The following is a 24,836-nucleotide window of genomic DNA, read 5'->3' as shown; positions in this document are numbered from 1 at the left end:
CGGGCGCAAGATTTCCCTTCTCGCTCCGACGACGTCGTGAACGACACTCTGACGAGCGAGAGGACCACACGACATGTCGGTCACCACGGAGGATCAAAGCCTCACTGATACCGGATCGCGGCGCTGGTGGGCGCTCGCGGTCCTCGCTCTGCCGACGCTGCTGGTCGCGCTCGACGCGAACGTCCTGCTCCTGGCTCTGCCCGAGCTCACCGCCGACCTGGGTGCCAGTAATTCCCAGCAGCTGTGGATCACCGACGCCTACGGGTTCATGGTCGCCGGGCTGGTCATCACCATGGGAACGCTCGGCGACCGGATCGGACGCCGCCGGCTCCTCATGATCGGCATGGCGGTGTTCGCCGTGGCCTCGCTCGTCTGCGCCTGGGCGACCAGCCCGAACATGCTGATCGTGGCGCGCGGTGTGCAGGGCATGGCGGGCGCCACGCTGATGCCGTCGACGCTCGCTCTGATCAGCAACATCTTCCGGGACGACAGGGAGCGGGGGAAGGCCATCTCGATCTGGGCGACCTGCACCTTCACCGGCGCCGCGCTCGGGCCGGTGTTCGGCGGGCTGCTCCTCGTCCCGTTCTGGTGGGGTGCGGTGTTCCTGCTGGCCATCCCGGTCGCGGCGGTGGTGCTGATCGCCGGGCCCGTGGTGCTTCCGGAGTTCCGCACGCAGCAGGCACGGCGTCTCGACCTGACCAGTGTCGCGCTGTCGCTGCTCGGGATCCTGCCGGTGGTGTACGCGGTCAAGGCGCTGTCGTTGGGGAACGGGAGCTCTGTGGCCGCGTGGGGGGCGCTGGTCGTGGGTCTGGTGTTCGGCACCCTGTTCGTGCGCCGTCAGCTGCACGCCGAGGACCCGCTGCTCGACCTCAGGCTCTTCGCGAACAGCTCGTTCACGCTGACGCTGTCGGCGCTGGCGCTGACGGGGATGGTCCTGGCGGGTACGGCGCTGGCCGTCACGCAGCTGCTGCAGACGGTGCTCGGTTACTCGGCGCTGGCCTCGGCGCTGTGGTTCATGCCGATGGGTCTGTGCATGGCGGTGGGGACGATGTCCACGCCGGCGCTGACGCAGAAGATCACGCCGCGGACCGCGATCATCGGCGGTCTGCTGCTGTCCGCGATCGGGGCGGCGCTGCTGATCGTGGTGAACGACGAGCACGGGGCGTGGCCGATGGTGCTCGGCACGGGGATCATCGGCCTGGGGGCCGGTCCGATGTTCGCGCTCGGCACCGGCCTGGTGGTCGGATCGGTGCCGCCTGAGCGGGCGGGTTCGGCCGCGTCGATGGCGGAGACGTCGAACTACCTGGGCGGCGCGCTCGGTCTCGCGGTCCTCGGCACGATCGGCTCGGCGGTCTACTCCCACCGTGTGAGCGGCGATCTGCCCGCGGGCCTGGACCCTGCGGCCGCCGACAGTGCGCGCGAGACCGTCGCCGGGGCGGCCGCGGAGGCGTCGCGCCTCGGGCCGGACGCTTCGGCGGCGCTGCTGGACTCGGCGCACGACGCGTTTTTGACCGGGCTGAACGTCGTCGCCGGCGTCTCCACCGCCATCCTGATCGGGCTGGCGGTCCTGGCCGGGGTGTACTTCCAGCGGCAGGGCCGCGCAGCCGACGCACCGCAGTGAACGGCGGCGCGGTCCTCGGGGTGCGGTCGGCCGCACCCCGAGGGCCGCGCCGTGTCCTATTCCTCGGTCAGGTACAGCGTGCGCGTGGGGCATTCGTCGGCTGCCTCGCGTGCCTTGTCCAGCCCGGTGCCCGTCACCTGCTCGGCCAGGACGACGACGGTCGCGTCGTCATCGCGCTGGTCGAAGAGTTCGGGCGCCACGAGGTAGCACCGGCCAGCGCCGATGCAGGTGTCCCGGTGGGTGCGGATCCGCATGCGTACCCCCTCACCAGGTGACCGGCAGTGCGTGCAGGCCGTAGTTGACGTGTTCCTCCTTGAACCGCAGTGCTTCGACGGGCTCGGCGAGTTGCAGGCCGGGTATGCGGTCGAACAGCGTCCTGAGGGCGACCTCCAGTTCGATGCGCATCAGGTGCTGGCCGAGGCACTGGTGTGTGCCGTACCCGAAGGCGAGGCTGCGCTGGTCGCCGCGGTCGAGGTCGAAGGTGTCGGGGTCCGTGAAGCGCTCCGGGTCCCGGTTGGCTCCCACCGTCAGGCCGATCACTCCCTCGCCGGCCGCGATCCGCACGCCGCCGATTTCGACGTCGGCCAGGGCCACGCGGGAGTTGGCGATCTCCGCGATGGTGAAGTAGCGCAGCATCTCGTCGACGGCCGCCGGCCAGCGTGACGGGTCGTCGCTGAGGGCGCGGCGCAGGTCGGGGCGGTCCAGGAGCAGCATGGCGCCCAGTCCGATGAGGTTGGCGGGTGTCTCGTGTCCGGCCATCAGCAGCATGAAGGCCATGGCCGCCAGGTCGCGGTGGTCGGGGACGCCCGCCTCGCCGCGGCGTGCGGCGAGCCGTCCGATGACGTCGTCGGTCGGCTCCTTCTCCTTCCCGGTCACCAGCTTGTCCATGTAGCCCATCAGCTCCGCCACGCCCTGGGCGCCGGCCTCGGGTGTGGTGGCGTTCATGACCGTCAGGGAGATCCGCAGGAAGAAGTCGCGGTCGGCGAAGGGGACGCCGATCAGCTCGCAGATGACGAGCAGGGGTACGGGGTTGGCGAACGCGTCGACGAGGTCGAGGGTACGGGGCCCGTCCAGGATCCGGTCGATGTACTCGTCGACGATCTCCTGCACGCGGGGCCGCATGAGCCGGGCGCTGCGCGGGGTGAAGTCGGTGGCCACCGCGCGGCGGGCCAGTGTGTGCTCGGGCGGGTCCATGCCCACCAGTGAGGTGGAGAACTCGGGTGCGGGGACCTGGTGGTCCATCATCACCGGGAATCCGGGGTGGCGCAGGTCGGAGCTGAACCGGTTGTCGCCCAGCATGGCCCTGACGTCTTCGTAGCGTGTGGCGGCCCAGGCGAGTTTGCCGTTGGGCAGCTTGACCTTGCCCAGGGTCGGGCGTTCACGCAGTTGGCGGTATCCGTCCGGAAGGGCGTACGGGCAGGTTCGCGGCATCGGGTAGGACGGGGGGTCGGTGATGTCGGCCATGGGTCGTCTCCTCTCGTGGATATGACGGGTGGTCAGGTCTGTGGCTGGGGTTCGGGTTCGGGGCGGCGGGTGGCGCGTTCGGACGCGGGGCGGCTCCAGCGGCGCATGGCCGGCAGTTCGACGGTTTTGTTCAGTACCCAGGCCAGGGCGACGCACAGGGCGTAGAGGGCGATGATGAACGCGATGGCGACGGGGGTGCTGAACTGGGTCGGGGTGTAGGCGTGGGCGTAGCCGACCAGGTCGCCGGCGAAGGCGGCGTGCACCGCGAACATGACGGTGATGTGGATGATGTAGAAGGAGAAGGACAGTTCGCCGAGCCACACCATGAAGCGGCTGCCGAGGATGGTGGTGCGGCCGGAGAGGTCTCTGGTGGCCAGGGCGCCGATCAGCAGTGCGGTGGGGATGGGGTAGAGGGCGGCGATCCCGAAGGGTATGGGCAGCTGGAACAGGAGCAGGAAGACGCCGAGGTTGACCGCGACGGCGGGCAGGATCCGGATGTTGGGCCATGCTCCGGTGGCGATGATCCGGGCGAGGAGCATGCCGATGACGAAGTCGATGGCCCGGACGGGCGGGAAGAAGTACAGCGCCCACAGCTGCGGCCATGAGCCCAGGGGGTAGAACTTGCTCGGCGGGAATCCGGAGAGCAGGGGGTAGCTGATCAGCGGGATCAGGACGGCGACGACGCCCAGGCCGACGATCCAGTACCACAGGGTTCGGGTGCTGAGCCGGCGCACCCAGCGGATCAGCAGGGGAAACATCGCGTAGCACAGCATTTCGACGGCCAGGGTCCAGGTGGCGCCGTTGAACTGGTACATGATCAGGTCCTGGCTGGGCCACCAGTTCTGCACCAGGAAGACGTTGGCCAGTGCGGGGCCCCATCGGATCGTCTCGCCCGCGGCGGCGAACTGGGTCAGGGCGATGGCGCCGATGAGCAGGTGGCAGGGGCCGATGCGCATCAGCCTGCGCCGCCAGAAGCCGGTCGCGCTCTGGCTGGGCTTGGCCGACCAGGTCAGGACGAATCCGCTCAGGACGAAGAAGAACGACACGGCGAGGAACCCGATGCGCCCTTCGCCGGTCGCGGTGTTGAAGACGGCGGCGGCGTCGCCGGAGGTGAACGCGCCGAGGACGAGTGCGTGGCTCGCGAAGACGAAGACGACGGCGAGGGCGCGCAGCCCTTCCAGTGAGCGCAGTGTTCTCGGACGGGCAGGTGACGGCGAACTCATGTGCGACCTCTTTCTCCCGTGCATGGAATGGCTGGGCGACAGGGTCCGATGTCCCGGTGGGCGGGCGCGCCCGCGGTCACATCTCGATGCCGGAGGGCTGCATGATCGGCCGCACCACGATGCCCAGCCCGGCGGTGCGGGCCTCGGGGACGAGTGCGGCCAGCTCGTGGGCGCGCTCGGCTGTTTCGCAGTCGATCAGGTAGAAGCCGGAGAACTGGATCGGGGAGGTGGCGGGCAGGCCGCGGGTGACCGACACGGCGCCGCCGACCACGCGGACCACGGTGCTCTGCGACACGTGGGCCAGGGTGTGCGCGGCGATCAGTTCACCCGCTTCCGCGACAATGTCGTGGAAGGCGCGGTGTCCCTGCACGAACTCCGCGCGGTCGGCGTCCGTGAGGGCGTCCCACGCGGCGGGGTCCATGTGCAGTATCAGCATGTACTTCACACCTGCGCTCCTGACGTCGCGGACGCCCTGTGCAGACGTCACTCGCCCGTACGTCGGTGCCGGTGGCCGGGATTCGACATCGTTGCGGCCGCGCGTGACCTCCCTTTCCTTTGTCGTCAGTACCGGGCGGAGGCGCCCGGGGGGATGTCGTGGCGGAAGATTCCGGACGGGTCGACGCGGCGGCGGACGCGGTCCGCCCGGGCGATCGCGTCGGGCGTCAGGTGGCGCTGGGGCTGGTCGGGGCTTTCGACCAGGGTGGGCGCGGTCCATCCGGTGTCCCAGGGGGCCAGCGCCGAGCGGACCTTGGCGCAGTACGCCGCGATCATGTCCGCCGCGGCCGGATCGGCCGCAAGGCCGCCGGCGGTGAAGGCGAAGTCCGCGTCGAGAGCGCTCAGTGCGCCGCCGTGGGGGGCACGGGTCGCGAGTGCGCCGCCGAGCTGGCGCAGTTCGGCGTTGACCAGCGGCGAGCGTGATCCCTCGCCGAGCAGCCGGAGGAAGGTGTCGATTCCGTCCTGGTCGAGCGCGGAGAGCAGCAGGTGGTCGCCGACCACGGGCACCGGGTCGGCGGGGTCCATGTGGGAGGCGGTCACCGCGGTCGGCGCGGTGTCGCTCCAGGTGTCGAGGAGCGTCGGGGCGACGGCGCGGAGCGGTCCGAGGAGGTCGTCGGCCAGTAGCCGGGCGTGCGCCGGATCGTCGTCGGTGGGGGCGAGGACCGTGCCGGTCAGGCACACCACCGGTCCCCCGGTCAGCTCGGGCGGGATGCCGGGCACGGCCGGCAGGTTCATCACGCGCAGTGCCGTGGTGACGGCCCGGGGGGCGTGATGGGTCCAGCGGATCCAGCGGGAGAACAGCTCGGGGCCGTGCGATGCGGGCCAGAACGCGGCACCGGTGATCACCCGGGCCGCCGGGAACAGGCCGATCTCGACCGCGGTGACCACGCCGAAGCCGCCGCCCCCGCCGCGCAGCGCCCAGAACAGCTCCGGGTCGCAGGCCGCGTCGATGCGGCGCGACTCGCCGTCGGCGGTGACGAGTTCGATGGCGCGGACGGTGTTGACGGCGAGCCCGGTGTGCCGGCCGTAGACGCTGATCCCGCCGCGCAGCAGGTATCCGACCACGCCGACGGTCGACGACGTCCCGTGCGCGGCGGCCAGCCCGTGTGCGGCGGCCGCCTCGACGACCGCACCCCAGCGTGTTCCGGCCGGGACGCGGGCGGTTTCGGTCGTGGTGTCGATCTCGACCGGCCCGGACGGTTCGGTGCGGATCAGCAGCGAGTCGTGCATCGGGCGGGCCGAGGCGGAGGCGTGCCCGCTGGTGTGCGGCCGCGCCCACAGCCGTTCGGCGACCGCGTGCCGGACGGCCGCCCGGGTGTGTTCGGCGGTGCGGACCGTGACGGCCGCGGCGGGCCGGAGGGGAGCGGCCAGGTTGAACACGGCGGTCGCCGCGGCGAACGAGGCCTGGCCGGGGTGGGCGATCGTCACCGCCGGCGGGTCGATCCCGGTCATGGGCCGGTTCCTTTCGTGGGTGTCGGCTACGTGATGCCGAAGTGGGCGCGGGCCAGTTCCCGCGTGGTCACCGATTTCAGAAGGACGCCGATCCCGGCATGGCTGTGCAGGGTGGACAGGTCACGCCAGACCCGCTCGATGCGCTCGCCGTGCCGGACGGCGCTGGAACCGGCCGTGGGGAACAGCTGCCCCTCCACGGCGCGCCAGCACAGCCGGACGACCTCGCGGCAGATGGTGGCGATGCGCAGGTCGTGCTCCCGGGTGAAGGCTCCGGGGCCGTCGGCGCACAGGTCGCGCCACTGTGCGATCGCCTGGCGCAGGGCGGCTTCCGCGGTCGCGATGAGTCCGGCCGCCTCCCCGTACCAGAACTGGTAGTCGGGGTCCTCGGCCCGGGTGACGATCGGGGGGAACAGGGTGGTGCGTGAGCGCATGAGCTCCTCGTAGGCGTCCAGCGCGCCCTGGGCCATGCCGACGGCGAGAGAGGACACTTCCAGCAGCATGAAGCTGAGGGGGCCGCCGCCGTATTCGGGGTTGGCGTGCAGCCGGCTGCCCGGTGTGCCGCCGGTGGTGTCGGCCTCGCTCATATGCGTCCCGGGAAGCGCGAAGTGCCCGGGGATCGTGCCGTTGTCGATGACGATGCTGTGCGATCCGCTGCCTTTGAGGCCCAGTTGGCCGCCCCAGTCGTCGAGGCGGCGGAACTCGCTGCGCGGGGCGACGAAGAGCATCGGTGCCGCGGGCTGTCCGTCGGGGCCGGGAGCCGGGACATGGCCGAGGAAGTGCGTCGCGTACGGGGAGCCCGAGCAGTACTTCCACGTTCCCTCCAGCGCCCAGTCCCCGTCCGGTGTCGGCTTGGCCGAGCCGGAGGGCACGATGGTCGCCGGGCAGATGAAGTCGCCGCCGCGAAACAGTTCGGCCTGGGCCCGTTCGCCGAACAGCGAGGCGACCGGGAGGGCGTGGGTGGCCCCGAGGCAGAACATCCACGCCGTCGAGGGGCAGCCCCGGGCGAGCGTCATCGACACCTGCAGGAAGGTGTCGACGCCGAACTCGTAGCCGCCGTAGCGCCGGGGCACCAGCAGCCGGTAGAAGCCCGCGTCGGAGAACGCCTCATGGGTGTCCTGGGCGTAGTACGTGCGCTGCTCGGTCTCCGCCTGGCGGGCCACGAGGGTCGGCGCGATGGCCTCGGCCCTGGCGATGATCTCGGCGGGCGTCACATCGGGTTCGGGCCGGGACGGCGGCCCGGAAGCGGGAATCGTGGTGGCCGTCATGCCAGCGCAGCTCCTTCGCCGTTCACTCCTGGATGGATCTCACTGGCAGCCACGGTCCCCGCCCGCGATACGCCGGCGCATCTCCCCGATTGCCAGCATGACGGAAGAACCCGCGCGCAATCGTCGGGGCTAGGGTTCGGCGGGAACGTTCGGCTGATCCCGGCGGGAGGACGAGACCCCCTATGAGCCACGACAGCACGTCACGGGCCGGCGACGCGGCCGGCAGGATTCCCCTCTCCTTGAATCAGGAGTTCCTCTACGGGTTCGACCGGGGTGACGACGAGGGGCCGTCCGGCCCGCGGTTCCACATCGTCCACGGCTGGTGGCTGCGCGGAGCGGTGGACGTCGACACCCTGCGAGAGGCCCTGGACGACGTGGTGGCCCGCCACGAGGCGTTGCGTACGGAAGTCGTGCGGGGCGAGGAGGGCTGGTATCAGCGGGTCCGGCCACCGGTCCCGGTGCGGTGGGACGTACGGGAGGCGGCCGGTGTCGACGGGGGCGGTGTCGACGGTGGCGGTGTCGACGCGGGCGGGCGGGAGCGGGCGGCGGAGCGGCTGCTGACCGAGGTGGAGTCCGGCACGATCGACGCGCGGGAACTGCCCCTGATCAAGGCGACGTTGCTGCGCATCGACGAGACCTCGTCGGTTCTGGTCCTGATCGTGCACCACACCGCGGCCGACGGATGGTCGGTCCGGCGGATCATCCGCGATCTGGCCGGCCTGTATGCCGCGCGCCGTGGTCACGCGGTGCCCGAACTGCCGCCGGCTCTGCCCTACCGTGAATTCGTCGCCTGGCAGCACGAGTTCGCGGCGAGCGCGGCGGCGGAGCGTGCGCGCGACTTCTGGCGCAAGAACCTCGCCGGTGCCCGCATCGTGTCCGTTCCCACCGACCGGCCGAAGTCGTCCGGCCTGCCGGAGTCCACGGCGGTGTACCGCTTCGGCATCGACGCCCCTCTGGTGTCGCGGGCGGTGGACATGGCCAAGGCTCTGCGCAGCACGCCGTTCATGGTGCTGCTCGGCGCGTTCGCGCTCATGGTCCAGCGGACCACCGGCAGCACCGACGTCGTGGTGCCGACGTTCTCCCCCGGGCGCGACCAGGAGCGGTTCCAGTACACGGTCGGGCCGTTCCTCAACCTGCTGCCGCTGCGCACCGAGCTGGCCGGCTGCCGGGACTTCTCCGAGGTGGTGGCCCGGATCAGGACCTCCTGTCTGGAGGCGTACTCCCACGACATCGCCTCGGTCCACATCCTGGCGGAGGCGCCCGATCTGATGGGGCCGGTCATGGAGGACGACCGGGCGGCCTGTGTCTTTCAGGTGTTCCCGTTCCCGTTCGTGCTGGACGGGACTCGGATCGGCGATCTGGAGTACACCGAGATACGGCGCCGGCTGGATTCCCAGCCGGTGGGCTCGGACGTGCCCAACGGTGCGCTGTGGACGCTCAATCTCGACCCGGCCGGCGATGTGGTCGCGGGCATCCAGTACAACAGCAACCTCTACGACGAGAGTTCGGTGGCCGCGATGGTCGACCGGTTCCGGCAGACGCTGTCGGAGGTGGTCGACGCGCCGGATGCCCCGCTGGGCATTCCGGGATGAGCCGCGGGCCGCCCGGCGGGCGGGTGCGGGGCGCCGGACGGGCCCCGCACCCGACCCGGCTCAGCCGACGGTGATCGGCCCCTTGGGGCGCAGGCCGCGCACCCCGTCGTTGTAGGCGTCGAGGAGCTGCTGGGCGCGGGCGTTGGCGCGGGTCAGGCTCGTGTGCACGTCGACGTCGGAGACCAGGACGTCGTGCATGGCCTGGGTGAGGGTCTGCTGGATCCCGGCGAAGTCCCCGAGTACCGCGCCCTGCGCGGCGGGTGAGCCGTCGTTGGCGGCGAGCTGGTCCAGGGCCGTGCGGAAGTGCGGGTTCGCTTCGAACCATCCTTCCTGGTCGAGCAGGTGGAAGGAGCCGTCGGTGACCGCGATGAAGCCGGTGTCGCGGTGGCGGTCGGCGGCGGCCCGCGGGGCGTTGAGGTACTGCATGAACGCCAGCGCCCCGTCCTGGGTGTCCGTGTCCAGGCCGTCCGCCAGCCAGAGCGCGTCACCGCCGATCACGTTGCCCGCGTAGGGCACCTGCTCGTTGTACGGCATCCGGCACGCCTGCACCGTGAAGCCGCCGTCCCGGCCGGCGGCGATCATCCGTTCGGCTTCGACGGAGGTCGTGAGGGTGAAGGCGACGTTCTGGTCGGCGAAGGCACGGAAGTTGGCGTCCCAGTCGCTCTGGTCGGTCGTCGGCCTGCCGCGGTAGAGGTAGAGCCCGTCTTGGTGCATCCGCCGCCACCAGTGGAAGTACGCCGCCATGGCCGGCGAGTCCAGACGCGTCTTCTCGGCCCTGCCGGTCCGGCCGTTGTCGTGGTCGGCGAGAAGCGCGCCCTGCTGGGCGGCGGCCTGCTGGAACAGCCAGCCGTGGTTGGGCCAGCTGATCCCGTGGGCCGGACCGTCGGGCAGCGCGACGACGGCGCGGCAGGCGGCCTCCAGCTCGGCCCAGGTCCGGGGGGCGTCGTCGAGTCCGGCGCGCTTGAGCAGGCTGGTGTTGGCGTAGAGCAGGGTGGTGGAGGTGAGCGGGGGCATGGCCGCCACCTCGCCGTCGAAGGTGTAGTAGCGGCGGGCCGCGTCGGTGATGTCGTCGAGGACGACCGGCTCGCCGAGGATCTCGGTGCGGCCCGCGATCGCCCGCTCCACCGAGGTGAACAGCGGCCGGCCGCTGGGGTTCTTGGCGTCGCGGGCCTCTTGGGTGGAGGTGTAGAAGTACTGCGCGATGGTCGGAGCGGCGCCCTTGAGGGCCGCGTCGTTGACGGCCTGCGGCAGGGCCAGCCAGTCCGCGCCCGTCACCTGGATCCGGTATTCGGGATGGGCGGTCGTGAACTTCTCGGCGAGCTCTCGGGTCCGGTCCAGGAAGTACGGCATGAACGGGTAGACCGGCACCCATATGTCAATGTCGATGCGGTTCCTCATTCGGGTGTTCTCCTTTGGAGGTCTTGCCGGAGGGCCTGCCTTCGGGCCCTGCCAATGATTTGTGCGCGTTGCGGCACGGGCATCTTTGAGGTTGCCCAGTCGGAGGTTCGGGCGGTGTTCGGGCTGCGCAGCTTGAGAGAAGCCCGGGCGCGATCGGGCTGCCACGCTCTGAGATGTTCCTTCGAGGCGGTGGAAACGGAAGGCGTCTGATGACCGAGGGTCGCGATGGCAGTGACAAGACCGTGCGGAAGACGCGTCCGCTGACCGGTCAGGAATACATCGACAGCCTCCGCGACGATCGCGAGATCTACCTCTACGGAGAGCGTGTCAAGGACGTCACCGCGCACCCCGCGTTCCACAATCCGGTCCGGATGGTCGCCCGGCTCTACGACGCGCTGCACGATCCGCGCCACAGCCCGGTGCTGACGGCGCCGACCGATACCGGCAGCGACGGTTTCACGCACCGGTTCTTCACCACCCCGCGCAGCGCCGAGGACCTGGTCGGTGCCCAGCAGGCCATCGCCGCCTGGGCGCGGCTGAGTTACGGCTGGATGGGCCGCAGTCCCGACTACAAGGCGTCGTTCCTCGGCACGCTCGGCGCGAACGCGGACTTCTACGAGCCGTTCGCGGACAACGCGCGGCGCTGGTACGCCGAGTCCCAGGAGAAGGTCCTGTACTGGAACCACGCGATCGTGCACCCGCCGGTCGACCGCAGTCTGCCGCCGGACCAGGTGGCCGATGTGTTCGTCCATGTCGAGCGGGAGACGGACGCCGGCCTGGTGGTGTCGGGGGCGAAGGTCGTGGCGACCGGTTCGGCGCTGACGCATTACAACTTCATCGCCCACTACGGCCTGCCGATCAAGGACCGCACCTTCGCGCTGGTGGCCACGGTGCCGATGGACGCCGCCGGCATGAAGCTGATCTGCCGCACGTCGTACACGGCGACGGCCGCGGCGATGGGCAGCCCGTTCGACTACCCGCTGTCCTCACGGCTGGACGAGAACGACACCATCCTGGTGCTCGACAAGGTGCTCATCCCCTGGGAGAACGTCTTCGTCTACGGCCAGCCGGAGAAGATCCGCATGTTCACCGGCCAGTCGGGCTTCATCGAGCGTTTCACCTTCCACGGCTGCACGCGGCTCGCGGTGAAGCTGGAGTTCATCGCCGGGCTGCTGGCCAAGGCCCTCGACATCACCGGCACGAGCGACTTCCGCGGTGTGCAGAGCCGCCTGGGTGAGGTACTGGCCTGGCGCAACCTGTTCCAGGGTCTGTCGGACGCCGCCGCCCGCAACCCGGTCGCCTGGCACAACGGCGCGGTGCTGCCCAACCCCCAGTACGGCCTGGCCTACCGCTGGTTCATGCAGGTCGGCTATCCGCGGATCAGGGAGATCGTGCTGCAGGACGTGGCCAGCGGGCTGATCTACGTCAACTCCAGTTCCCGGGACTTCGCCAATCCGGAGATCCGGCCGTATCTGGACAAGTACGTCCGCGGATCCGGCGGTGTCGAGGCGGTCGACCGCGTCAAGCTGATGAAACTGCTGTGGGACGCCGTGGGCAGTGAATTCGGCGGGCGTCATGAACTCTACGAGCTGAACTACGCGGGAAATCACGAGAACACCCGGATCGAGTTGCTGTTCTCGCAGATGGCCAATGGGCACCTGGATTCCTACAAGGGCCTCGTCGACGAGTGCATGGCGGAGTACGACCTCAACGGATGGACGGTCCCGGACCTTTCTTCGTTCCCCGACCTGGGGCAATCCGTTCAGGACCTTCTCGACAGCTGATCCCACACATCGGAGAAGACCATGACTTCCCCTTCCCTGCACGGGAATGTCGCCGAACAGGCACGCCGGACGCCTCATGCGATCGCGCTCTCCTCCGGCGGATACCGCCTGACGTACCGGGAGCTGGACGAGCGCGCCAACCGGCTGGCCCACCGGCTGGGTGAGCTCGGAGTATCGGCCGAGACGCCGGTCGCGGTGCTGATGGAACGGTCCGTGGACGTGGTCGTGGCGATCCTGGCGATCCTCAAGGCCGGCGGCTGCTACCTCCCGCTGCACAGCGCGTACCCGCTCGAGCGCATGCGGTCGATCATGGATCACTGCGCCGTGCCCGTCCTGCTGGTGGACGAGGAGACGCGCGGGCGGGGCGTGCCGCAGGGCGCCGCCGCGGTCGTGACCGTCGAGGGTGAGAAGGGCCTGGCCCCCTACCCGGCGAGCGACCCGGGCGTCCCGGTCGAGGCGGCGCAGCTGGCGTACGTCATCCATACCTCGGGTTCGACGGGGGTGCCCAAGGGGGTGGCCGTCACCCATCAGGAGGCGCTGGGTCTGGCCCTGGACTCGATCTGGGAGGGTGGCCGGCACGAGCGGGTGCTGGCGCTGGCGCCCTACGCGTTCAACGTCTCCACCTATGAGTTGTGGGTTCCGCTGCTGCACGGCGGAACCATCGCGGTGCCCCCCGTGGGGGAGATCGACGTGGCTCTGGTGCGCCGGCTGATCGCCGAGGAGCGGATCACCGGCGTCCATCTGACCGCGGGTCTCTTCCGGGTGCTGATGGAGGCGGATCCGGGGTGTCTGGCCGGGGTGCGCGAGGTGCTGACCGGTGGCGATGTCATCGCGCCGGCCGCCGTCCGGCAGGCGCTCGATGCCAATGCGGGTCTGGTGGTGCGGGCCATGTACGGGGCGACCGAGGTGACGCTGTTCAGTACGCATCTGCCGATGACCGCGCCGTATCGCGCCGACGGTCCGGTGGCGGTGGGGCGGGCGATGGACGGTGTGCGGCTGCACGTCCTGGACGAGGACCTGAACGAGGTCGCGGCGGGCGGTGTCGGTGAGCTTCATATTTCCGGGCGGGGTCTGGCCCGGGGGTATTTCGGGCGGCCCGATCTGACGGCGGAGCGTTTCGTGGCGAACCCGTTCGGTGCGCCCGGGGAGCGGATGTACCGCACCGGGGACCTGGTGCGTCTGGGCGGCGACGGTCTGCTGGAGGTGCTGGGCCGGGCCGATGAGCAGGTCAAGGTGAGCGGTTTCCGGGTGGAGCTCGCCGAGGTGGAGGCGGCGCTGGCGCGGTACCCGGGTATCGCTCAGGCCGCGGTGGCGGGGGTGGTGTCGGCGGCCGGGGACCGGCGGCTCGTGGCGTACTACGTGGCGGCGGGAGAGGGCTTCGAGGCGGCTGGTCTGCGGGCGCACATGGCGGGGCTGGTGCCCGGTTTCATGATGCCGAGCGCGTTCGTCGCCGTAGCGGAGCTGCCGCTGACGCCCAACGGGAAGCTGGACCGGCGGGCGCTGCCGCAGCCGGGGCCGGAGTCGGGGCCCGCCGGCGGGCGGGAGCCGCTGAACGAGCGGCAGCGGACGTTGTGCGCGCTGTTCGCGGAGGCGCTGGAGGTGGGCCGGGTCGGGATCGACGACAGCTTCTTCGACCTGGGCGGGCAGTCGTTGGCGGCGATGCGGCTGATCAGCCGCATCCGGTCGCTGTTCGACACGGACGTGACGATCACCCAGTTCTTCGACGCGCCGACGGTGCTCGGACTGGACGGGCTCCTGGGGCCGGCCGGGCCGGCGCCTGAGGAGCGGACGGAAGGAGAGCGACGATGAGCGGCCCCTTCGACGACGAGAGCGCCCTGTTCTCGGTCCTTGTCAACGCGCAGGGCCAGTACTCGCTCTGGCCGGCCGCCGCGCCGGTGCCGGGCGGATGGACCGTGGCCCTGCCTCCGGCCGATCGCGCCACTGCGCTGGGTTACGTGAACGAGCACTGGAGCGACCTTCGGCCGCGCGCTCTCGCGCGGCGCCTGCGGACGAACTGAAGGAGAGGACGATGAGCGGACGGTTAGAAGCGGCCCCGGCGGCCGCGGCGGCGTTCTCGGACATGGTCCTCGACCATGTCGGGTTCTATGTCGCGGACCTGGCGCGTGCGGCGGACTGGCTGACCGGGGGGTACGGCCTGACGGTGTACGCGCGTTCAAAGGGCGGGCCGGGGCCGGTGGGGGTGCGGTCGCTGGCGCTGGGGCGGGGCGGGATCCGGCTGCTGCTGAGCGAGCCGGTCGCGGCCGGTCATCTTGGGGCGGAGTACGTGGAGCGGCACGGGGACGGGGTGGCCGACATCGCGCTGGGCGTCGCGGACGCGGGCGCCGCCTTCGCCGAAGCGGTCCGCCGCGGCGCGCGGCCGGTGTCCGCGCCCGTCGCCCGCGACGGCCTGGTCGTCGCGACCATCGCGGGGATCGGCGACATGACGCACACGTTCGTGGAGCGCGCCGGCGGCAGCGGGGAGCGTGCGCTGCCCGGGCTCTCGCCGGTCGGGCTTGCGCCGGTCGGGCAGGAGGCTTCCGGGGACGCCGGCTGTGGGCTGACGGAGATCGACCACTTCGCGATCTGCGTCGAGCCCGGGCAGATCGACGCGACGGTCCTGTTCTACCGGACGGTCCTCGATTTCGAGCTGGTCTTCACCGAGCGGATCGAGGTCGACGCCCAGGTCATGATCACCAAGGTGGTGCAGAGCCGCTCCCGTGCGGTCACCCTCACCCTGATCGAGCCGGATCAGAGCAAGGCCACCGGTCATCTGGACGAGTTCTTGAAGAGCCACAACGGGCCCGGGGTGCAGCACATCGCCTTCGCCACGGACGACATCGTGCGCTCGGTGGGTTCGCTCGCCTCCCGGGGGGTGGACTTCCTGCCCACTCCGGAGGCGTACTACCGGCTGCTGCTGGAGCGGCTGACGCCGCTGGGGCATTCGGTCGGCGAGCTGGAGCGGCTGAACATCCTGATCGACGAGGATCACGACGGGCAGCTGTTCCAGATCTTCACCCGGTCCGTGCACCCGCGGGGGACGCTCTTCCTGGAGGTCATCGAGCGGATGGGGGCGCGCTCGTTCGGCAGCGGCAACATCAAGGCGCTGTACCAGGCCGTCGAGTACGAGCAGGGCAGGGGGGCCGGCGATGTCTCCTGAGGTGCCGGCCGACGAGGGGCGGTTTCGGGCCGTGGTCGAGCGGCTGCGGATGCCCGGCATGGGAACCGAGGTGGTGGCGCCGCTGCTGTCCTCGCTGATCCACCTGGTGCGGCCGCGCCGGGTGCTGGAGATCGGCATGGGGCACACCACGCCGTTCCTGGCGCGGGCGCTGGCCGAGGTCGAGGCGCTGGCCGAGGCCGAGGCCGAGGGACTGGCCCGCAAGACCCTGCCGTATCTCAGGGACGGCCGGGAGCTGGACGAGGAGTGGGTGGAGGCCGAGCCGGCGCTGCTGGTGCCGTCGCGTTACCTTCGGCCCTACCGGCCCGAGTTCGTCGCGATCGACGATCTCTCCGACGCGTCGTCGTCCGCGCCTCAGGTGACCGAGGCTTTGGCCGAACTCGGCCTGGCCGACCGGGTCACGGTGGTCAACTCCGACATGCGCGGCGCGATGAAGCATCTGCCCGCGGAGTTTCGGCCCATCGACTTCGCCTGGGTGGATGCCTGGGACTGCCTGTACTTCTTCGAGAACTGCTGGGATCTGATCGACCCCGACGGCGGGATCGTGGTCATGCACTACCTGATGACCTACCCGGAGGGTGAGGCGATCCTGAAGTACATCGCCGAGAGCCAGCGGCTGCGGCCCGGCGAGTTCGAGGTGCTGAGCCTGCTGGAGAACCACAAGCTGCGCCAGAACAGCATGACCGTGCTGCGCCGTACCAGTGGCGCCACGCCCAGGAAGTACTCCGACGCCGGCCAGCGGCCGCGGCTGGGGCCCCGGGTGCGCGTGGACACCGAAGCGCTGGCGAAGTCCCTCGGGTTGTTGGAGGAAGAGCGCAATCCGCGAGATGCCGCCCCGGGCGGCGAGGTGCGAGCGTCGCTTGCGACACCGGGCACAGGAAGGCGCGAACAGGCATGACAGGCAAGGGAGTTGAATCGGTCTCCCCGCTGGCGATCGAGCCGGGGGACGCCCGCTACGAGAACCTCGTCCAGGGCTACAACCACCGCTTCACGGGCCGGCCCGAACGGGTGTGCCTGCCCGTGGGCACCGATGAGGTGGTGGCGGCGGTCGGGGACGCGGTGGCCGCCGGCAAGCGGATCGCGGTCCGCAGCGGCGGGCACTGCTTCGAGGACTTCACCGCCTCGCCGGACATCGAGGTGCTGCTGGACCTGTCCCAGCTGAACACCATCGCGCACGATCCGCGGCGCCGGGCCATCGAGATCGGGGCGGGGGCCACCCTGGGCGAGGTCTACCGCACCCTGTTCAAGCGCTGGGGGGTGACCATTCCCGGCGGGACCTGCTTCGACGTCGGTGCCGGCGGGCACGTCATGGGCGGCGGATACGGCCATCTCTCGCGCCGTGACGGTCTGGTGGTCGACCACCTGTACGCCGTCGAGGTGGTCGTCGTCGACGAGAGCGGCCGGGCCCGGGCCGTTGTCGCCACCGCCGCCGACGACGACCCGCACCGCGAGCTGTGGTGGGCGCACACCGGCGGTGGCGGCGGCAACTTCGGTGTGGTGACCCGGTATTGGCTGCGTACACCGGGGGTCGAATCCGACGACCCGGGGGCGCTGCTGCCCAAGGCGCCGGCCCGGGTGTTCAAGCGCACGGTGATGTGGCCCTGGGACGGCATGAGCGAGGACGCCTTCGGCACGCTGCTGGACAACTACTGCGCCTGGTACGAGAACAACGACGACGCCGGCAGCCCGGCGGCGGGGCTGTGGAGCAATCTGGTCGCCACCCACCGGGCGTCGGGGATGTTCGGCATGACGGTGGTGATCGACCATGACGGGCCGGACGCCGAGGCGGTGTTCACCGAGCAGTACGAGGCGGTCGTCAAGGGTGTCGGAGTCGAACCGGTGGTGCACACCCGGGAGGTCGTGCCCTGGTTCAGCTCCTGGATGCCCTCGTACACCTTCCCGAACGACCCCAAGGGCCGCTACAAGGACAAGTCGGGAAACCTTCGCAAGGGGTTCACCGAGCGGCAGCGAAGGGTCCTGTACCGCTACCTCACCGATCCCGGCCGGTCCAATCCGACGACGTGCGTCGTGATCGCGGGCTACGGCGGGAAGGTCAACACCGTCTCCCCCCAGGCCACGGCCACCGTCCAGCGCGACTCGATCCTCAAGGTCGTCTACAGCTGCGGGGTCTGGCAGTCGAAGGACGAGGACGAGGCCAACATCGCGTGGCTGCGCCGCTTCTACCGCGAGGTGTACGCGGAGAGCGGTGGGGTGCCCGTCCCCGGCGACGTCAGCTCCGGCGCGTACATCGGGTATCCCGACGCCGACCTGGCCGACCCGGCGTTCAACTCCTCGGGGGTGGACTGGCCGCGGATCTACTACGGCGACAACCACCCGCGCCTGCAGCAGGTCAAGCGGGCCTACGACCCCCGCGATGTCTTCCGGCACTCGCTGTCGATCGCACTCCCGCCCCAATGAATCCACTTTCCGGAGGATCACCGTGCTTGAGAACAAGGTCGTCGTCGTCTCCGGTGTCGGGCCGGGTCTCGGCCGGGCGATAGCCCTTCGGGCGGCACGGTCGGGGGCGGACGTCGTCCTGGCCGCCCGCACCGAGTCCCGGCTGAAGCAGATCGCCGCCGAGATCGAGCAGACCGGCCGCCGGGCGCTCATCGTGCCGACCGACATCACCGACGAGACGTCGGCCGCCGCCCTGGCCACGGCGGTGACGGACACCTTCGGCCGCGTCGACACCCTGGTCAACAACGCCTTCGCCGTTCCCCCGCTGACCGACCTCGTCGACGTCGACCTGGCCGACGTACGGGCCGGCTTCGAGACCAACGTGTACGCCGCGCTGCGGCTCACCCGGCTGTTCACGCCCGCGCTGGCCGAGAGCCGCGGATCGGTCGTGATGATCAACTCCGCGGTGCTGCACCACTCCAAGCGGCTCTTCGGCACCTACAAGATGAGCAAGACCGCCCTGCTGTCCCTCGCCCAGAGCCTGGCCACCGAACTCGGCCCCCAGGGCATCCGGGTCAACACCGTCGCCCCCGGCTACATCTGGGCGGACGCCCTGCGCGAAGGCTTCGGCCACTGGGCGCGCGAGCGCGGCGTCACCGTCCAGGACATCTACGACGAGATCGCGGCCACCCTCGACCTCGGCCGGCTGCCCGAACCGGACGAGATCGCCGACGTGGTGCTCTTCCTCGCCTCCGACATGGCCCGCGCCGTCACCGGCCACTGTCTGGACGCCAACGCCGGCGAATACCACCACTGAACCGCTCACGCCCCGACCGAACCGCCCTGACCGACTCCCCGCCCTTAGAGAAAAGTTGAGGCCCCGCGGTGACACAGAACACGGAGGGAACCGGTGCCCCCGCCGCCAGAGCCGGGCACCGCGGACCGGGCACCCGGCGCGCGCCCGGCCCGGCACCCAGCTGGCGGCACAGCCCATGGGTGGCCGCGCTGGCCGTCATCGTGGTGTTCAACCTGCTGTACGCCCTGCCCCGCTACCTGAGCGGGGATCCGCAGCAGTCCCGGATCGCGCTGGATCCCGACTTCCCGCAGCACCACCTGGTCGTGGTGGTGCACGCCGTCCTCGGCAACCTCGCACTGGTGACGGTCTTCCTCCAGGTCCTGCCCTGGATACGCCGTCACCACCCGAAGGTGCACCGGGTGAGCGGCCGGGTCTACATCTTCGTCGCGATGCTGCCCACGACCCTGCTGGCGTTCGCCCTCCTGCCCTTCAGTCTGGCCCCCTTCGGCGCGTCCGGGCTGGCCCTGTCGGGGGTGCTGTGGATCGTCACCACGCTGCTGGGCTACCGGGCGGTCCGCCAGCGCCGGTTCGTCGACCACCGCCGCTGGATGATCTACAGCTTCGCCATCTCCCTCGGCACCACCTGGGGCCGGGTGCTGACCGAGATGATCCTGGCCTTCCCCGGACTCCAGGTCAGCATCTCCTTCGCCGTGGAACTCTCCACCTGGACCAGCTGGGTGATCAATCTCCTGATCGCCCACTGGTGGCTGGAGCGCACGGCCCCCCGGGCGGCCCTGCTGGCGCGGTAGCCGGCCCGACACCCAGCCGCACGACGACGGAGCTCCGGTTGACGGGGCGGCCCTCCCCGGCCGCCCGTCGACCGGAGCTTCGCTGTGTCCCGGGCCCCCGGCCGGCAGCCGTGCCCCGCGCCGGGACCGTGCCCCCGGCCCGCACCCCGGGCGAGGCAGGGACGTAAGGTTTTGCACCATGGGTGCACGGTGCGAAGCCGCTCGGTCGCCGGCAGCTCGTCGGGGACGGCCCCGCGCGCCGGCCGCAGCGCGCGCCGAATGCTCCGGCGCTATTGAATGCGAGGCCCGCTCCCCTGTCCGCGACGGCCCCGTTCACGGCCGGCCGGAGTTTCTCCGGCTCTTCCGGCAGCGCCGCCGGGAGGAATCCACGAGGCGACACTCCGGCAACCGACGGGAACATGCGGGAGAAAAAGTACGCACACCATCCCGCGACGCCGGCCACCGCATTCCAGTTGAGCGGCTCGTCCGATTTTCTCCCCATAACGCCGACGGTGCCCAGGATCTCCTGCGCGGCCCGGATTCGCGGCCCGGATTCACGGCAGATCCCCGATTCGCCGGGGGCCGATTCGGCCTCCAGCCCGCCGCGCCCCGGCCCGCCGCGCATATGCCGCCCCGCTGAACCAGCCGCACTCGACGCTGACACAGCCGCCCGCGATCAACATATCCCGACTTTCGGCGCAAATGTTCGAATGCTCTTCGAATTTGCTTTCGGCGATTATTCTCATACGATCGGCGTATCGAGCCGTCCGGAAAGGAACTTGCCCGCGGCGCCTCATGGGAAAGCAGCCGTCGCCCTCGTCGCCGGGGTGATGCAGATCCCGTAACTGCAGAACGTGGATAGGAAGTGTTTCGTGCTCCTCGAGGACAAAACGGTGGTCGTGTACGGTGTCACGGCCCCGCACAGCGCTGTGCTGGTCAGAGCGTTCGCCAGTCAGCGCGCACTGATTTTCTTAGCTGATTCTTCACGCGATAACGCCGATGCGGCGGCCCGCCGGATAATTGATGCCGGCGGAGTTGCCGAAGCGGCCGAGGTCGACCTTTTCGACCGCGGCCGACTCCAGGAGTACACGGCCGAGCTGGTGGAGTGGACCGGCGGCATCGACGTCGCCGTCGTGGCGATCGGAGGCGAGGATGCCGGCGCCCAGCTGACGGCCGCCGAAACGGCCGTCGAGCAAATGGCCGCCCAGGGCTCCGGAATGATCGTGATCATGTCGGCGACGCGCGCCTTCGAGCAGGACTACTGGCAGTTCGCCGAGCGCGCCGCCGCGGACGGCGTCGCCGTCCTGCCGGTCTTCCGCGCCCCGGATCCGGGGCAGTGCCGCACGGTGACGGACGATCGCGCGGCGCTGGCCTGACCACGATTCAGCACAGCGCCGGGGAGCGCCGCCGGGCGCGGCGCCCCCCGGTGACGGCCGATCGCGTCGGTGACAGCGGATCCGGTCGGTCCGGGCCGCAGGGGTTTGGTCCGGAGGGATACTCCGTCGACGGCCCTTGTGCCCGGCGCGGGACAGCGGCGCCGGGTTTCCCTCACTCACCGGGAGTTTCGCCATGAGTCGAACAGGCACACCTCCGCGCGTCGTCTTAGTCGGTGCCGGTCTGGCCGGCACCGCCACGGCGATCCGGCTGCTTCGCTTCGCGCGCAGGCCGCTGGAGATCGTCCTGCTCGAGCGGCGTTCGGAGTACCGCTCGGCCGGCGTCGCCTATCACCGCCAGGGCAATCCCTGGGACCATGTGTTCAACATCCAGGCGGGCCGGATGTCGGTGTTCCGGGAGGACGTCCTCGACTTCGTGCGCTGGGCCAACTCCGAGGCAGACCGCCGCGACTGGCCGGCGCCCTGGGCCGAGCTGGAGTTCACCGAGCAGGGCCCGGCGCCCCGCCGGATCTTCCAGGACTACCTGACCGACCGGCTCGCCCAGGCGAGAGGGGAAGCCTGTCCGGGCGTCGTGCTCGTCGAAGCGGACGGCGAGGCCGTCGACATGGAGGTGCTGCCCGGCGGGGTCGAGGTGACGGTGCGGCAGGCGGCCGCGGACGGCCGGCGGGCCGGGCGGGACAGGGAGCAGGCCGTGATCCGCGCCGAGCACGTCGTTCTCGCGACCGGCCTCGAACTCAGGCAGCCGCCGTTCGCCTCCGAGGTCCTCGACCACCCGGCGTTCGTGCGCAACGCCTACAGCGCGGACGGCGTCGCCAAGCTCGCGGGCCTGGCGCCCGAGGCGAGGGTCGCGATCGTCGGATCCGTGCTGAGCGCGTACGACTCGGCGGGCCTTCTGCTGCGTCAGGGGCACACCGGCACGATCCACCTGATCTCCAGGAGCGGGACGCTGTTTCGCACCTACCCCGGCGACCACGAACACGGTGTGCTGCAACTGCCCTGCCCCAGAACGCTGCTGGAGCCGTACCGCGACCGCGAGGAGTTCCTCGCCCGGGTCCGCACCGAGTGGGAGCGCGCCTGCTCGACGGTCGCCAGGGAGTACCCCGGGATCGAGCAGGCGGTGGTCGCCGAGCGGGTGGCCAAGGCGTGGGAGCCGCATCTTCCGCAGGCCGTCGAGCAGATTCCCTCGGCGGAACTGCGCAGCCTGCTGGACGAGTTCAGCACCGCGATCGCCGCGCTGCGGGTCGGCGCCGTGGAGTACACGATGGCAATCATCGAGCGGGCGATGCGGTCGGCGGACGGGGTGGTGAAGCTGGTCGTCGGCGCGGTGGAGCGGATCACCCCGGCGCAGGGCGGGCGGCTGGCCGTCTCGGTGGTGTCCCCCGAGGAGAAACAGACGATCGAGGCCGACCTGGTGGTGTCCGGTTTCGGCCGGGAGTGGGACTACCGCAAGGTCGGCCACTCGCTCTGGGAGAACCTCCTGCGCAGAGGCATCGCGGTGCCCCATGAGCGCACCGGGCGCGGTCTGAAAGTCGACGACCACGGGACGCTGCTGGGCCCTGACGGCCGGCCGGCCGGCCCGATCTCGGCGGTCGGTGTGCTCAGAGAAGGCGATGAGATCGTGCGGAACGGGCGGACCGGCGCGTTCGCCTTCAATCTCGCCGCCATCAAGAACCAGTCCATCACGGTCGCCGCGCGCGCACTCGAGCAGCTGGAATCGGAAAAAGACGTGGTGGCCGATATCGAAGCCCAATTCCGCGGCCACGTGAGCAACATAGAGGAAGCGGACCGGATCCGGTTCGGGGAGGCTGTCGTCCTGGAGGTGAGGAGGTTGGCCGCGAGCACGCGTCGTGAGCGGGAACTGCTCGATTCCCGGCTGGACGCCTGCATCCGGTCCATGGACGGGATTTCGGTCCTCGCGGTGGAAACGTCCCGCCGCGAACGCCTGACGAGGGCGGTCGTCAACCGGGTCGCCGTCGGACGGCTCACCGACGTCTCCGTGACGCCACGGCAGCTGCGCCGGCAATTGAGGTTAGAGAACGCCGAAGCTCTGGAGGACTAGTGGACGGGCGGCGGGTTCAGGGATCTCTCCTGACCGGTGGCACACAGGGTGTGCTGCGAGGGATCTGCAACCGCACGAGAAGACCCTTGGAGGGATCGATCCTCGTCACCCCCTCCCTCGAAGCGGGTCTGTACGAGGCGATCGTGGCGGCGCGTGCGGTGGTCTGCGGTTCGGGTGGGCTGACCGGTCACATGCAGTCCATCTGCCGCGGCAGGGGAATCCCCGTGCTCCGCGTCGACCAGGCCGATCTCGCCGGCCTGGTCGGCGAGGTGACGCTGGACCTGGAGAGCCAGTCGGTCCTCATCGGGTCGGGCACGAGCGCGGCCCTGCCCACACCGGAGGATCTCGGGTCGGCCTGCGCGGTCATCGCGGACCTGCAGGACATCCGCACGATCAACGCGTGCGGGCCGAACGCCAAGCGGGTCGAGTCCTTCTTCATCCGCGAGGAGTTCCTCTGCCTGGCGGCGGGCCTGCACCCGCTCGACGCCCTGGACGGCGGCCCCGGCGGCATCACCGCCTACGGGCGGGCCGTCGCGGAGCGGCTGTGCGCGTTCGCCGAGGCGCTGCTGCCCGGCCAGCGGCTCGTCCTGAGACTTCTCGACCTGCGCTCCGACCACGCCGCCGACGTCACCGAACTGGCCGCGGTCCCGGTCGAACCCAACCCCGAGCTGGGCCTGCACGGCGCACGCTGGCTGCTGGGTTCGACCGCGTACCGCGACGCACTGCACGCCGTACTCGCCTGCTTGCGCGAACGGCTGGGCGAGGAGGCCGGCCGCGTCCACCTGTCGGCTCCGTTCCTCAACGACGAGAAGGAGTTCACCCAGCTCAGGTCACACCTGGAACTGCCGGCCGGCATGCCGTTGTCCGCGTTCATCGAGACGCCCGCGGCGGTGCACGCCACCACGGCGATCTGCGCCGCGGGCGCGGCGGAGCTGTTCGTCGGCATGAAGGACCTGGTGCAGTTCTATCTCGCCGCGGACCGCAGCAACCACCTGGTGGCCGACACCTACCAGACCCGGCACCCGGCCGTCCTGGACGGAGCGCTCAGGGTGGTCCAGGCCGCGCGCGCCGCGCGTACCCCGGTGAGGGTGTTCGCGCTGGGCGCGGACCTCGCCCACTACCTGGAGCGCCTGCCGTCGCCCGACGGCTACATGATGTGCACCGCCGAGCTCCGCCAGGTGCTCCTTCAGTCGCCGGCCTGACCCCGCAAAAAGGGCCGGCACGGAACCCGACTGCGGTTGCAGATAAAGGGTTTGGCGCTGGGCAGACTGCCGGGGTGGTGCCCCTCGAATCGGACCAGGAAGGCTTCCCATGTCAGCCGATACCGCATCGCCGTACCGGATCCGCACCGGTATGGACCTCCTCAACAGCAGACTCCACAAGACCGGGTTAAGAATCTTCGCGGTCATCGTCATCGCCCACTGGGCCGAGCACCTCGCCCAGGCGGTCCAGATCTACGTGCTGGGCTGGCCGGTGCCCGAGGCCAAGGGCGTCCTGGGGATCCCGTTCCCCTGGCTGGTGACCTCGGAGTGGATGCACTACGGCTACGCCCTGGTCATGCTGGTCGGCTTCGTAGTGCTGCGTCCGGGGTTCACGGGCACCTCGCGCACGTGGTGGAACGTCACCCTCGGCGTCCAGATCTGGCACCACTTCGAGCACCTGCTGCTGCTGGTCCAGGCGCTGGCCGGGGCCTACATCGCCGGCCGTGCCGTGCCGACGAGCATCATCCAGCTGATCGCGCCGCGGGTGGAGCTCCACCTGTTCTACAACGCGCTCGTCACCCTTCCCATGGTGATCGCCATGGTCGTGCACGCCCGGGCGGAGCGGGCGGACAACGCGGCGGCGCGCTGTACGTGCGCGGCGCAGGATTGACCGCGGAAACGAAGGCGGGGGCGGGGGTGGTGAGCGGCGCGCGGGCCAGGCGGCCGTCGGG

21 protein-coding genes are annotated in these 24,836 nt (G+C 70.5%); 14 read left to right on the top strand and 7 right to left on the bottom strand.

The features are described 5' to 3' along the window. The first annotated feature begins 73 nt into the window (after window positions 1-73). Window positions 74-1,621 carry an MFS transporter gene (locus ACIBG6_RS36455; RefSeq protein ID WP_399227050.1) on the top strand — a complete coding sequence of 516 codons (1,548 nt, stop codon included), beginning with the start codon at window positions 74-76 and terminating at the stop codon, window positions 1,619-1,621. 56 nt (window positions 1,622-1,677) lie between these two features. Here ACIBG6_RS36455 and ACIBG6_RS36450 read toward each other — a convergent pair whose 3' ends face one another. The 6 genes from ACIBG6_RS36450 to ACIBG6_RS36425 all read right to left on the bottom strand — a co-directional run bounded on the left by ACIBG6_RS36450 (window position 1,678) and on the right by ACIBG6_RS36425 (window position 7,520). After that, the gene (locus tag ACIBG6_RS36450; protein ID WP_399227049.1) at window positions 1,678-1,875 is read right to left on the bottom strand and encodes a ferredoxin; all 198 of its coding nucleotides are present in this window, start codon (window positions 1,873-1,875) and stop codon (window positions 1,678-1,680) included. 10 nt (window positions 1,876-1,885) lie between these two features. Further along, a complete protein-coding gene (locus ACIBG6_RS36445; protein ID WP_399227048.1) occupies window positions 1,886-3,085 on the bottom strand; it encodes a cytochrome P450 in 1,200 nt (399 codons plus the stop codon). Window positions 3,086-3,117: 32 nt separating this feature from the next. Then, window positions 3,118-4,308, bottom strand: coding sequence for an acyltransferase family protein (locus ACIBG6_RS36440; protein WP_399227047.1), 1,191 nt, complete (start codon window positions 4,306-4,308; stop codon window positions 3,118-3,120). 76 nt (window positions 4,309-4,384) lie between these two features. After that, window positions 4,385-4,744, bottom strand: a complete 360-nt coding sequence (locus ACIBG6_RS36435) for a YciI family protein (RefSeq protein WP_399227045.1) — start codon at window positions 4,742-4,744, stop codon at window positions 4,385-4,387. A 125-nt stretch (window positions 4,745-4,869) separates the two neighbouring features. Further along, window positions 4,870-6,255 (bottom strand): FAD-binding protein, encoded by a 1,386-nt coding sequence (locus tag ACIBG6_RS36430; RefSeq protein ID WP_399227044.1) that lies wholly within the window; start codon window positions 6,253-6,255, stop codon window positions 4,870-4,872. 26 nt (window positions 6,256-6,281) lie between these two features. Beyond that, window positions 6,282-7,520, bottom strand: a complete 1,239-nt coding sequence (locus ACIBG6_RS36425) for an acyl-CoA dehydrogenase family protein (RefSeq protein ID WP_399227043.1) — start codon at window positions 7,518-7,520, stop codon at window positions 6,282-6,284. Window positions 7,521-7,702: 182 nt separating this feature from the next. On the opposite strand from ACIBG6_RS36425, the gene ACIBG6_RS36420 reads away from it, so the two are divergent. Then, a complete protein-coding gene (locus tag ACIBG6_RS36420) occupies window positions 7,703-9,112 on the top strand; it encodes a condensation domain-containing protein (RefSeq protein WP_399227042.1) in 1,410 nt (469 codons plus the stop codon). 60 nt (window positions 9,113-9,172) lie between these two features. Here the strand turns inward: ACIBG6_RS36420 and ACIBG6_RS36415 are convergent, their stop codons facing one another. Continuing rightward, window positions 9,173-10,510 carry an extracellular solute-binding protein gene (locus ACIBG6_RS36415; protein WP_399227041.1) on the bottom strand — a complete coding sequence of 446 codons (1,338 nt, stop codon included), beginning with the start codon at window positions 10,508-10,510 and terminating at the stop codon, window positions 9,173-9,175. A 209-nt stretch (window positions 10,511-10,719) separates the two neighbouring features. Between ACIBG6_RS36415 and ACIBG6_RS36410 the strand changes: the two genes are divergently transcribed. The 12 genes from ACIBG6_RS36410 to ACIBG6_RS36355 all read left to right on the top strand — a co-directional run bounded on the left by ACIBG6_RS36410 (window position 10,720) and on the right by ACIBG6_RS36355 (window position 24,775). Beyond that, complete coding sequence (locus ACIBG6_RS36410; protein ID WP_399227040.1) at window positions 10,720-12,294, top strand: 4-hydroxyphenylacetate 3-hydroxylase family protein; 1,575 nt, start codon at window positions 10,720-10,722, stop codon at window positions 12,292-12,294. 21 nt (window positions 12,295-12,315) lie between these two features. Further along, window positions 12,316-14,103: a non-ribosomal peptide synthetase gene (locus ACIBG6_RS36405; protein WP_399227039.1), complete on the top strand. Its 1,788-nt coding sequence runs from the start codon at window positions 12,316-12,318 to the stop codon at window positions 14,101-14,103. Further along, window positions 14,100-14,312, top strand: a complete 213-nt coding sequence (locus ACIBG6_RS36400; protein ID WP_399227038.1) for an MbtH family protein — start codon at window positions 14,100-14,102, stop codon at window positions 14,310-14,312. Before ACIBG6_RS36405 ends, ACIBG6_RS36400 begins: the two co-directional genes overlap by 4 nt. Window positions 14,313-14,323: 11 nt before the next feature. After that, window positions 14,324-15,451, top strand: a complete 1,128-nt coding sequence (hppD, locus tag ACIBG6_RS36395) for a 4-hydroxyphenylpyruvate dioxygenase (RefSeq protein ID WP_399227037.1) — start codon at window positions 14,324-14,326, stop codon at window positions 15,449-15,451. Next, window positions 15,441-16,367: a class I SAM-dependent methyltransferase gene (locus ACIBG6_RS36390; protein ID WP_399227036.1), complete on the top strand. Its 927-nt coding sequence runs from the start codon at window positions 15,441-15,443 to the stop codon at window positions 16,365-16,367. The genes hppD and ACIBG6_RS36390 overlap by 11 nt, the downstream gene beginning before the upstream one ends. Continuing rightward, the gene (locus ACIBG6_RS36385; protein ID WP_399227035.1) at window positions 16,364-17,887 is read left to right on the top strand and encodes an FAD-binding protein; all 1,524 of its coding nucleotides are present in this window, start codon (window positions 16,364-16,366) and stop codon (window positions 17,885-17,887) included. Before ACIBG6_RS36390 ends, ACIBG6_RS36385 begins: the two co-directional genes overlap by 4 nt. A gap of 22 nt (window positions 17,888-17,909) precedes the next feature. Continuing rightward, window positions 17,910-18,683, top strand: coding sequence for an SDR family oxidoreductase (locus ACIBG6_RS36380; protein WP_399227034.1), 774 nt, complete (start codon window positions 17,910-17,912; stop codon window positions 18,681-18,683). A 68-nt stretch (window positions 18,684-18,751) separates the two neighbouring features. Then, a complete protein-coding gene (locus tag ACIBG6_RS36375; RefSeq protein WP_399227033.1) occupies window positions 18,752-19,471 on the top strand; it encodes a DUF2306 domain-containing protein in 720 nt (239 codons plus the stop codon). 851 nt (window positions 19,472-20,322) lie between these two features. Continuing rightward, window positions 20,323-20,826 (top strand): hypothetical protein, encoded by a 504-nt coding sequence (locus ACIBG6_RS36370; protein ID WP_399227032.1) that lies wholly within the window; start codon window positions 20,323-20,325, stop codon window positions 20,824-20,826. Between the two features lie 193 nt (window positions 20,827-21,019). Further along, window positions 21,020-22,903 carry an FAD/NAD(P)-binding protein gene (locus ACIBG6_RS36365; protein ID WP_399227031.1) on the top strand — a complete coding sequence of 628 codons (1,884 nt, stop codon included), beginning with the start codon at window positions 21,020-21,022 and terminating at the stop codon, window positions 22,901-22,903. Window positions 22,904-22,953: 50 nt separating this feature from the next. Beyond that, window positions 22,954-24,105 carry a putative PEP-binding protein gene (locus ACIBG6_RS36360; RefSeq protein ID WP_399227030.1) on the top strand — a complete coding sequence of 384 codons (1,152 nt, stop codon included), beginning with the start codon at window positions 22,954-22,956 and terminating at the stop codon, window positions 24,103-24,105. 109 nt (window positions 24,106-24,214) lie between these two features. After that, complete coding sequence (locus ACIBG6_RS36355; protein ID WP_399227029.1) at window positions 24,215-24,775, top strand: hypothetical protein; 561 nt, start codon at window positions 24,215-24,217, stop codon at window positions 24,773-24,775. Window positions 24,776-24,836: the final 61 nt, after the last annotated feature.

Origin of the sequence: Streptomyces sp. NPDC050842 (assembly GCF_044456565.1) — a bacterium.
In the GTDB taxonomy this organism is placed as follows: domain Bacteria; phylum Actinomycetota; class Actinomycetes; order Streptomycetales; family Streptomycetaceae; genus Streptomyces.
The sequence above is the reverse complement of the archived record's forward strand: the minus strand, read 5'-3'. Positions and strand labels throughout refer to the sequence as shown.

Bases quoted from the DNA above. Each gene is read 5' to 3' on its own strand.
- ACIBG6_RS36450 (WP_399227049.1), bottom strand. From the start codon at position 1,875: ATGCGGATCCGCACCCACCGGGACACCTGCATCGGCGCTGGCCGGTGC.
- ACIBG6_RS36405 (WP_399227039.1), top strand. From the start codon at position 12,316: ATGACTTCCCCTTCCCTGCACGGGAATGTCGCCGAACAGGCACGCCGG.
- ACIBG6_RS36390 (WP_399227036.1), top strand. From the start codon at position 15,441: ATGTCTCCTGAGGTGCCGGCCGACGAGGGGCGGTTTCGGGCCGTGGTC.
- ACIBG6_RS36385 (WP_399227035.1), top strand. From the start codon at position 16,364: ATGACAGGCAAGGGAGTTGAATCGGTCTCCCCGCTGGCGATCGAGCCG.
- ACIBG6_RS36425 (WP_399227043.1), bottom strand. From the start codon at position 7,520: ATGACGGCCACCACGATTCCCGCTTCCGGGCCGCCGTCCCGGCCCGAA.
- ACIBG6_RS36420 (WP_399227042.1), top strand. From the start codon at position 7,703: ATGAGCCACGACAGCACGTCACGGGCCGGCGACGCGGCCGGCAGGATT.
- hppD (WP_399227037.1), top strand. From the start codon at position 14,324: ATGAGCGGACGGTTAGAAGCGGCCCCGGCGGCCGCGGCGGCGTTCTCG.
- ACIBG6_RS36365 (WP_399227031.1), top strand. From the start codon at position 21,020: ATGAGTCGAACAGGCACACCTCCGCGCGTCGTCTTAGTCGGTGCCGGT.
- ACIBG6_RS36445 (WP_399227048.1), bottom strand. From the start codon at position 3,085: ATGGCCGACATCACCGACCCCCCGTCCTACCCGATGCCGCGAACCTGC.
- ACIBG6_RS36440 (WP_399227047.1), bottom strand. From the start codon at position 4,308: ATGAGTTCGCCGTCACCTGCCCGTCCGAGAACACTGCGCTCACTGGAA.
- ACIBG6_RS36455 (WP_399227050.1), top strand. From the start codon at position 74: ATGTCGGTCACCACGGAGGATCAAAGCCTCACTGATACCGGATCGCGG.
- ACIBG6_RS36415 (WP_399227041.1), bottom strand. From the start codon at position 10,510: ATGAGGAACCGCATCGACATTGACATATGGGTGCCGGTCTACCCGTTC.
- ACIBG6_RS36355 (WP_399227029.1), top strand. From the start codon at position 24,215: ATGTCAGCCGATACCGCATCGCCGTACCGGATCCGCACCGGTATGGAC.
- ACIBG6_RS36410 (WP_399227040.1), top strand. From the start codon at position 10,720: ATGACCGAGGGTCGCGATGGCAGTGACAAGACCGTGCGGAAGACGCGT.
- ACIBG6_RS36435 (WP_399227045.1), bottom strand. From the start codon at position 4,744: ATGCTGATACTGCACATGGACCCCGCCGCGTGGGACGCCCTCACGGAC.
- ACIBG6_RS36400 (WP_399227038.1), top strand. From the start codon at position 14,100: ATGAGCGGCCCCTTCGACGACGAGAGCGCCCTGTTCTCGGTCCTTGTC.
- ACIBG6_RS36430 (WP_399227044.1), bottom strand. From the start codon at position 6,255: ATGACCGGGATCGACCCGCCGGCGGTGACGATCGCCCACCCCGGCCAG.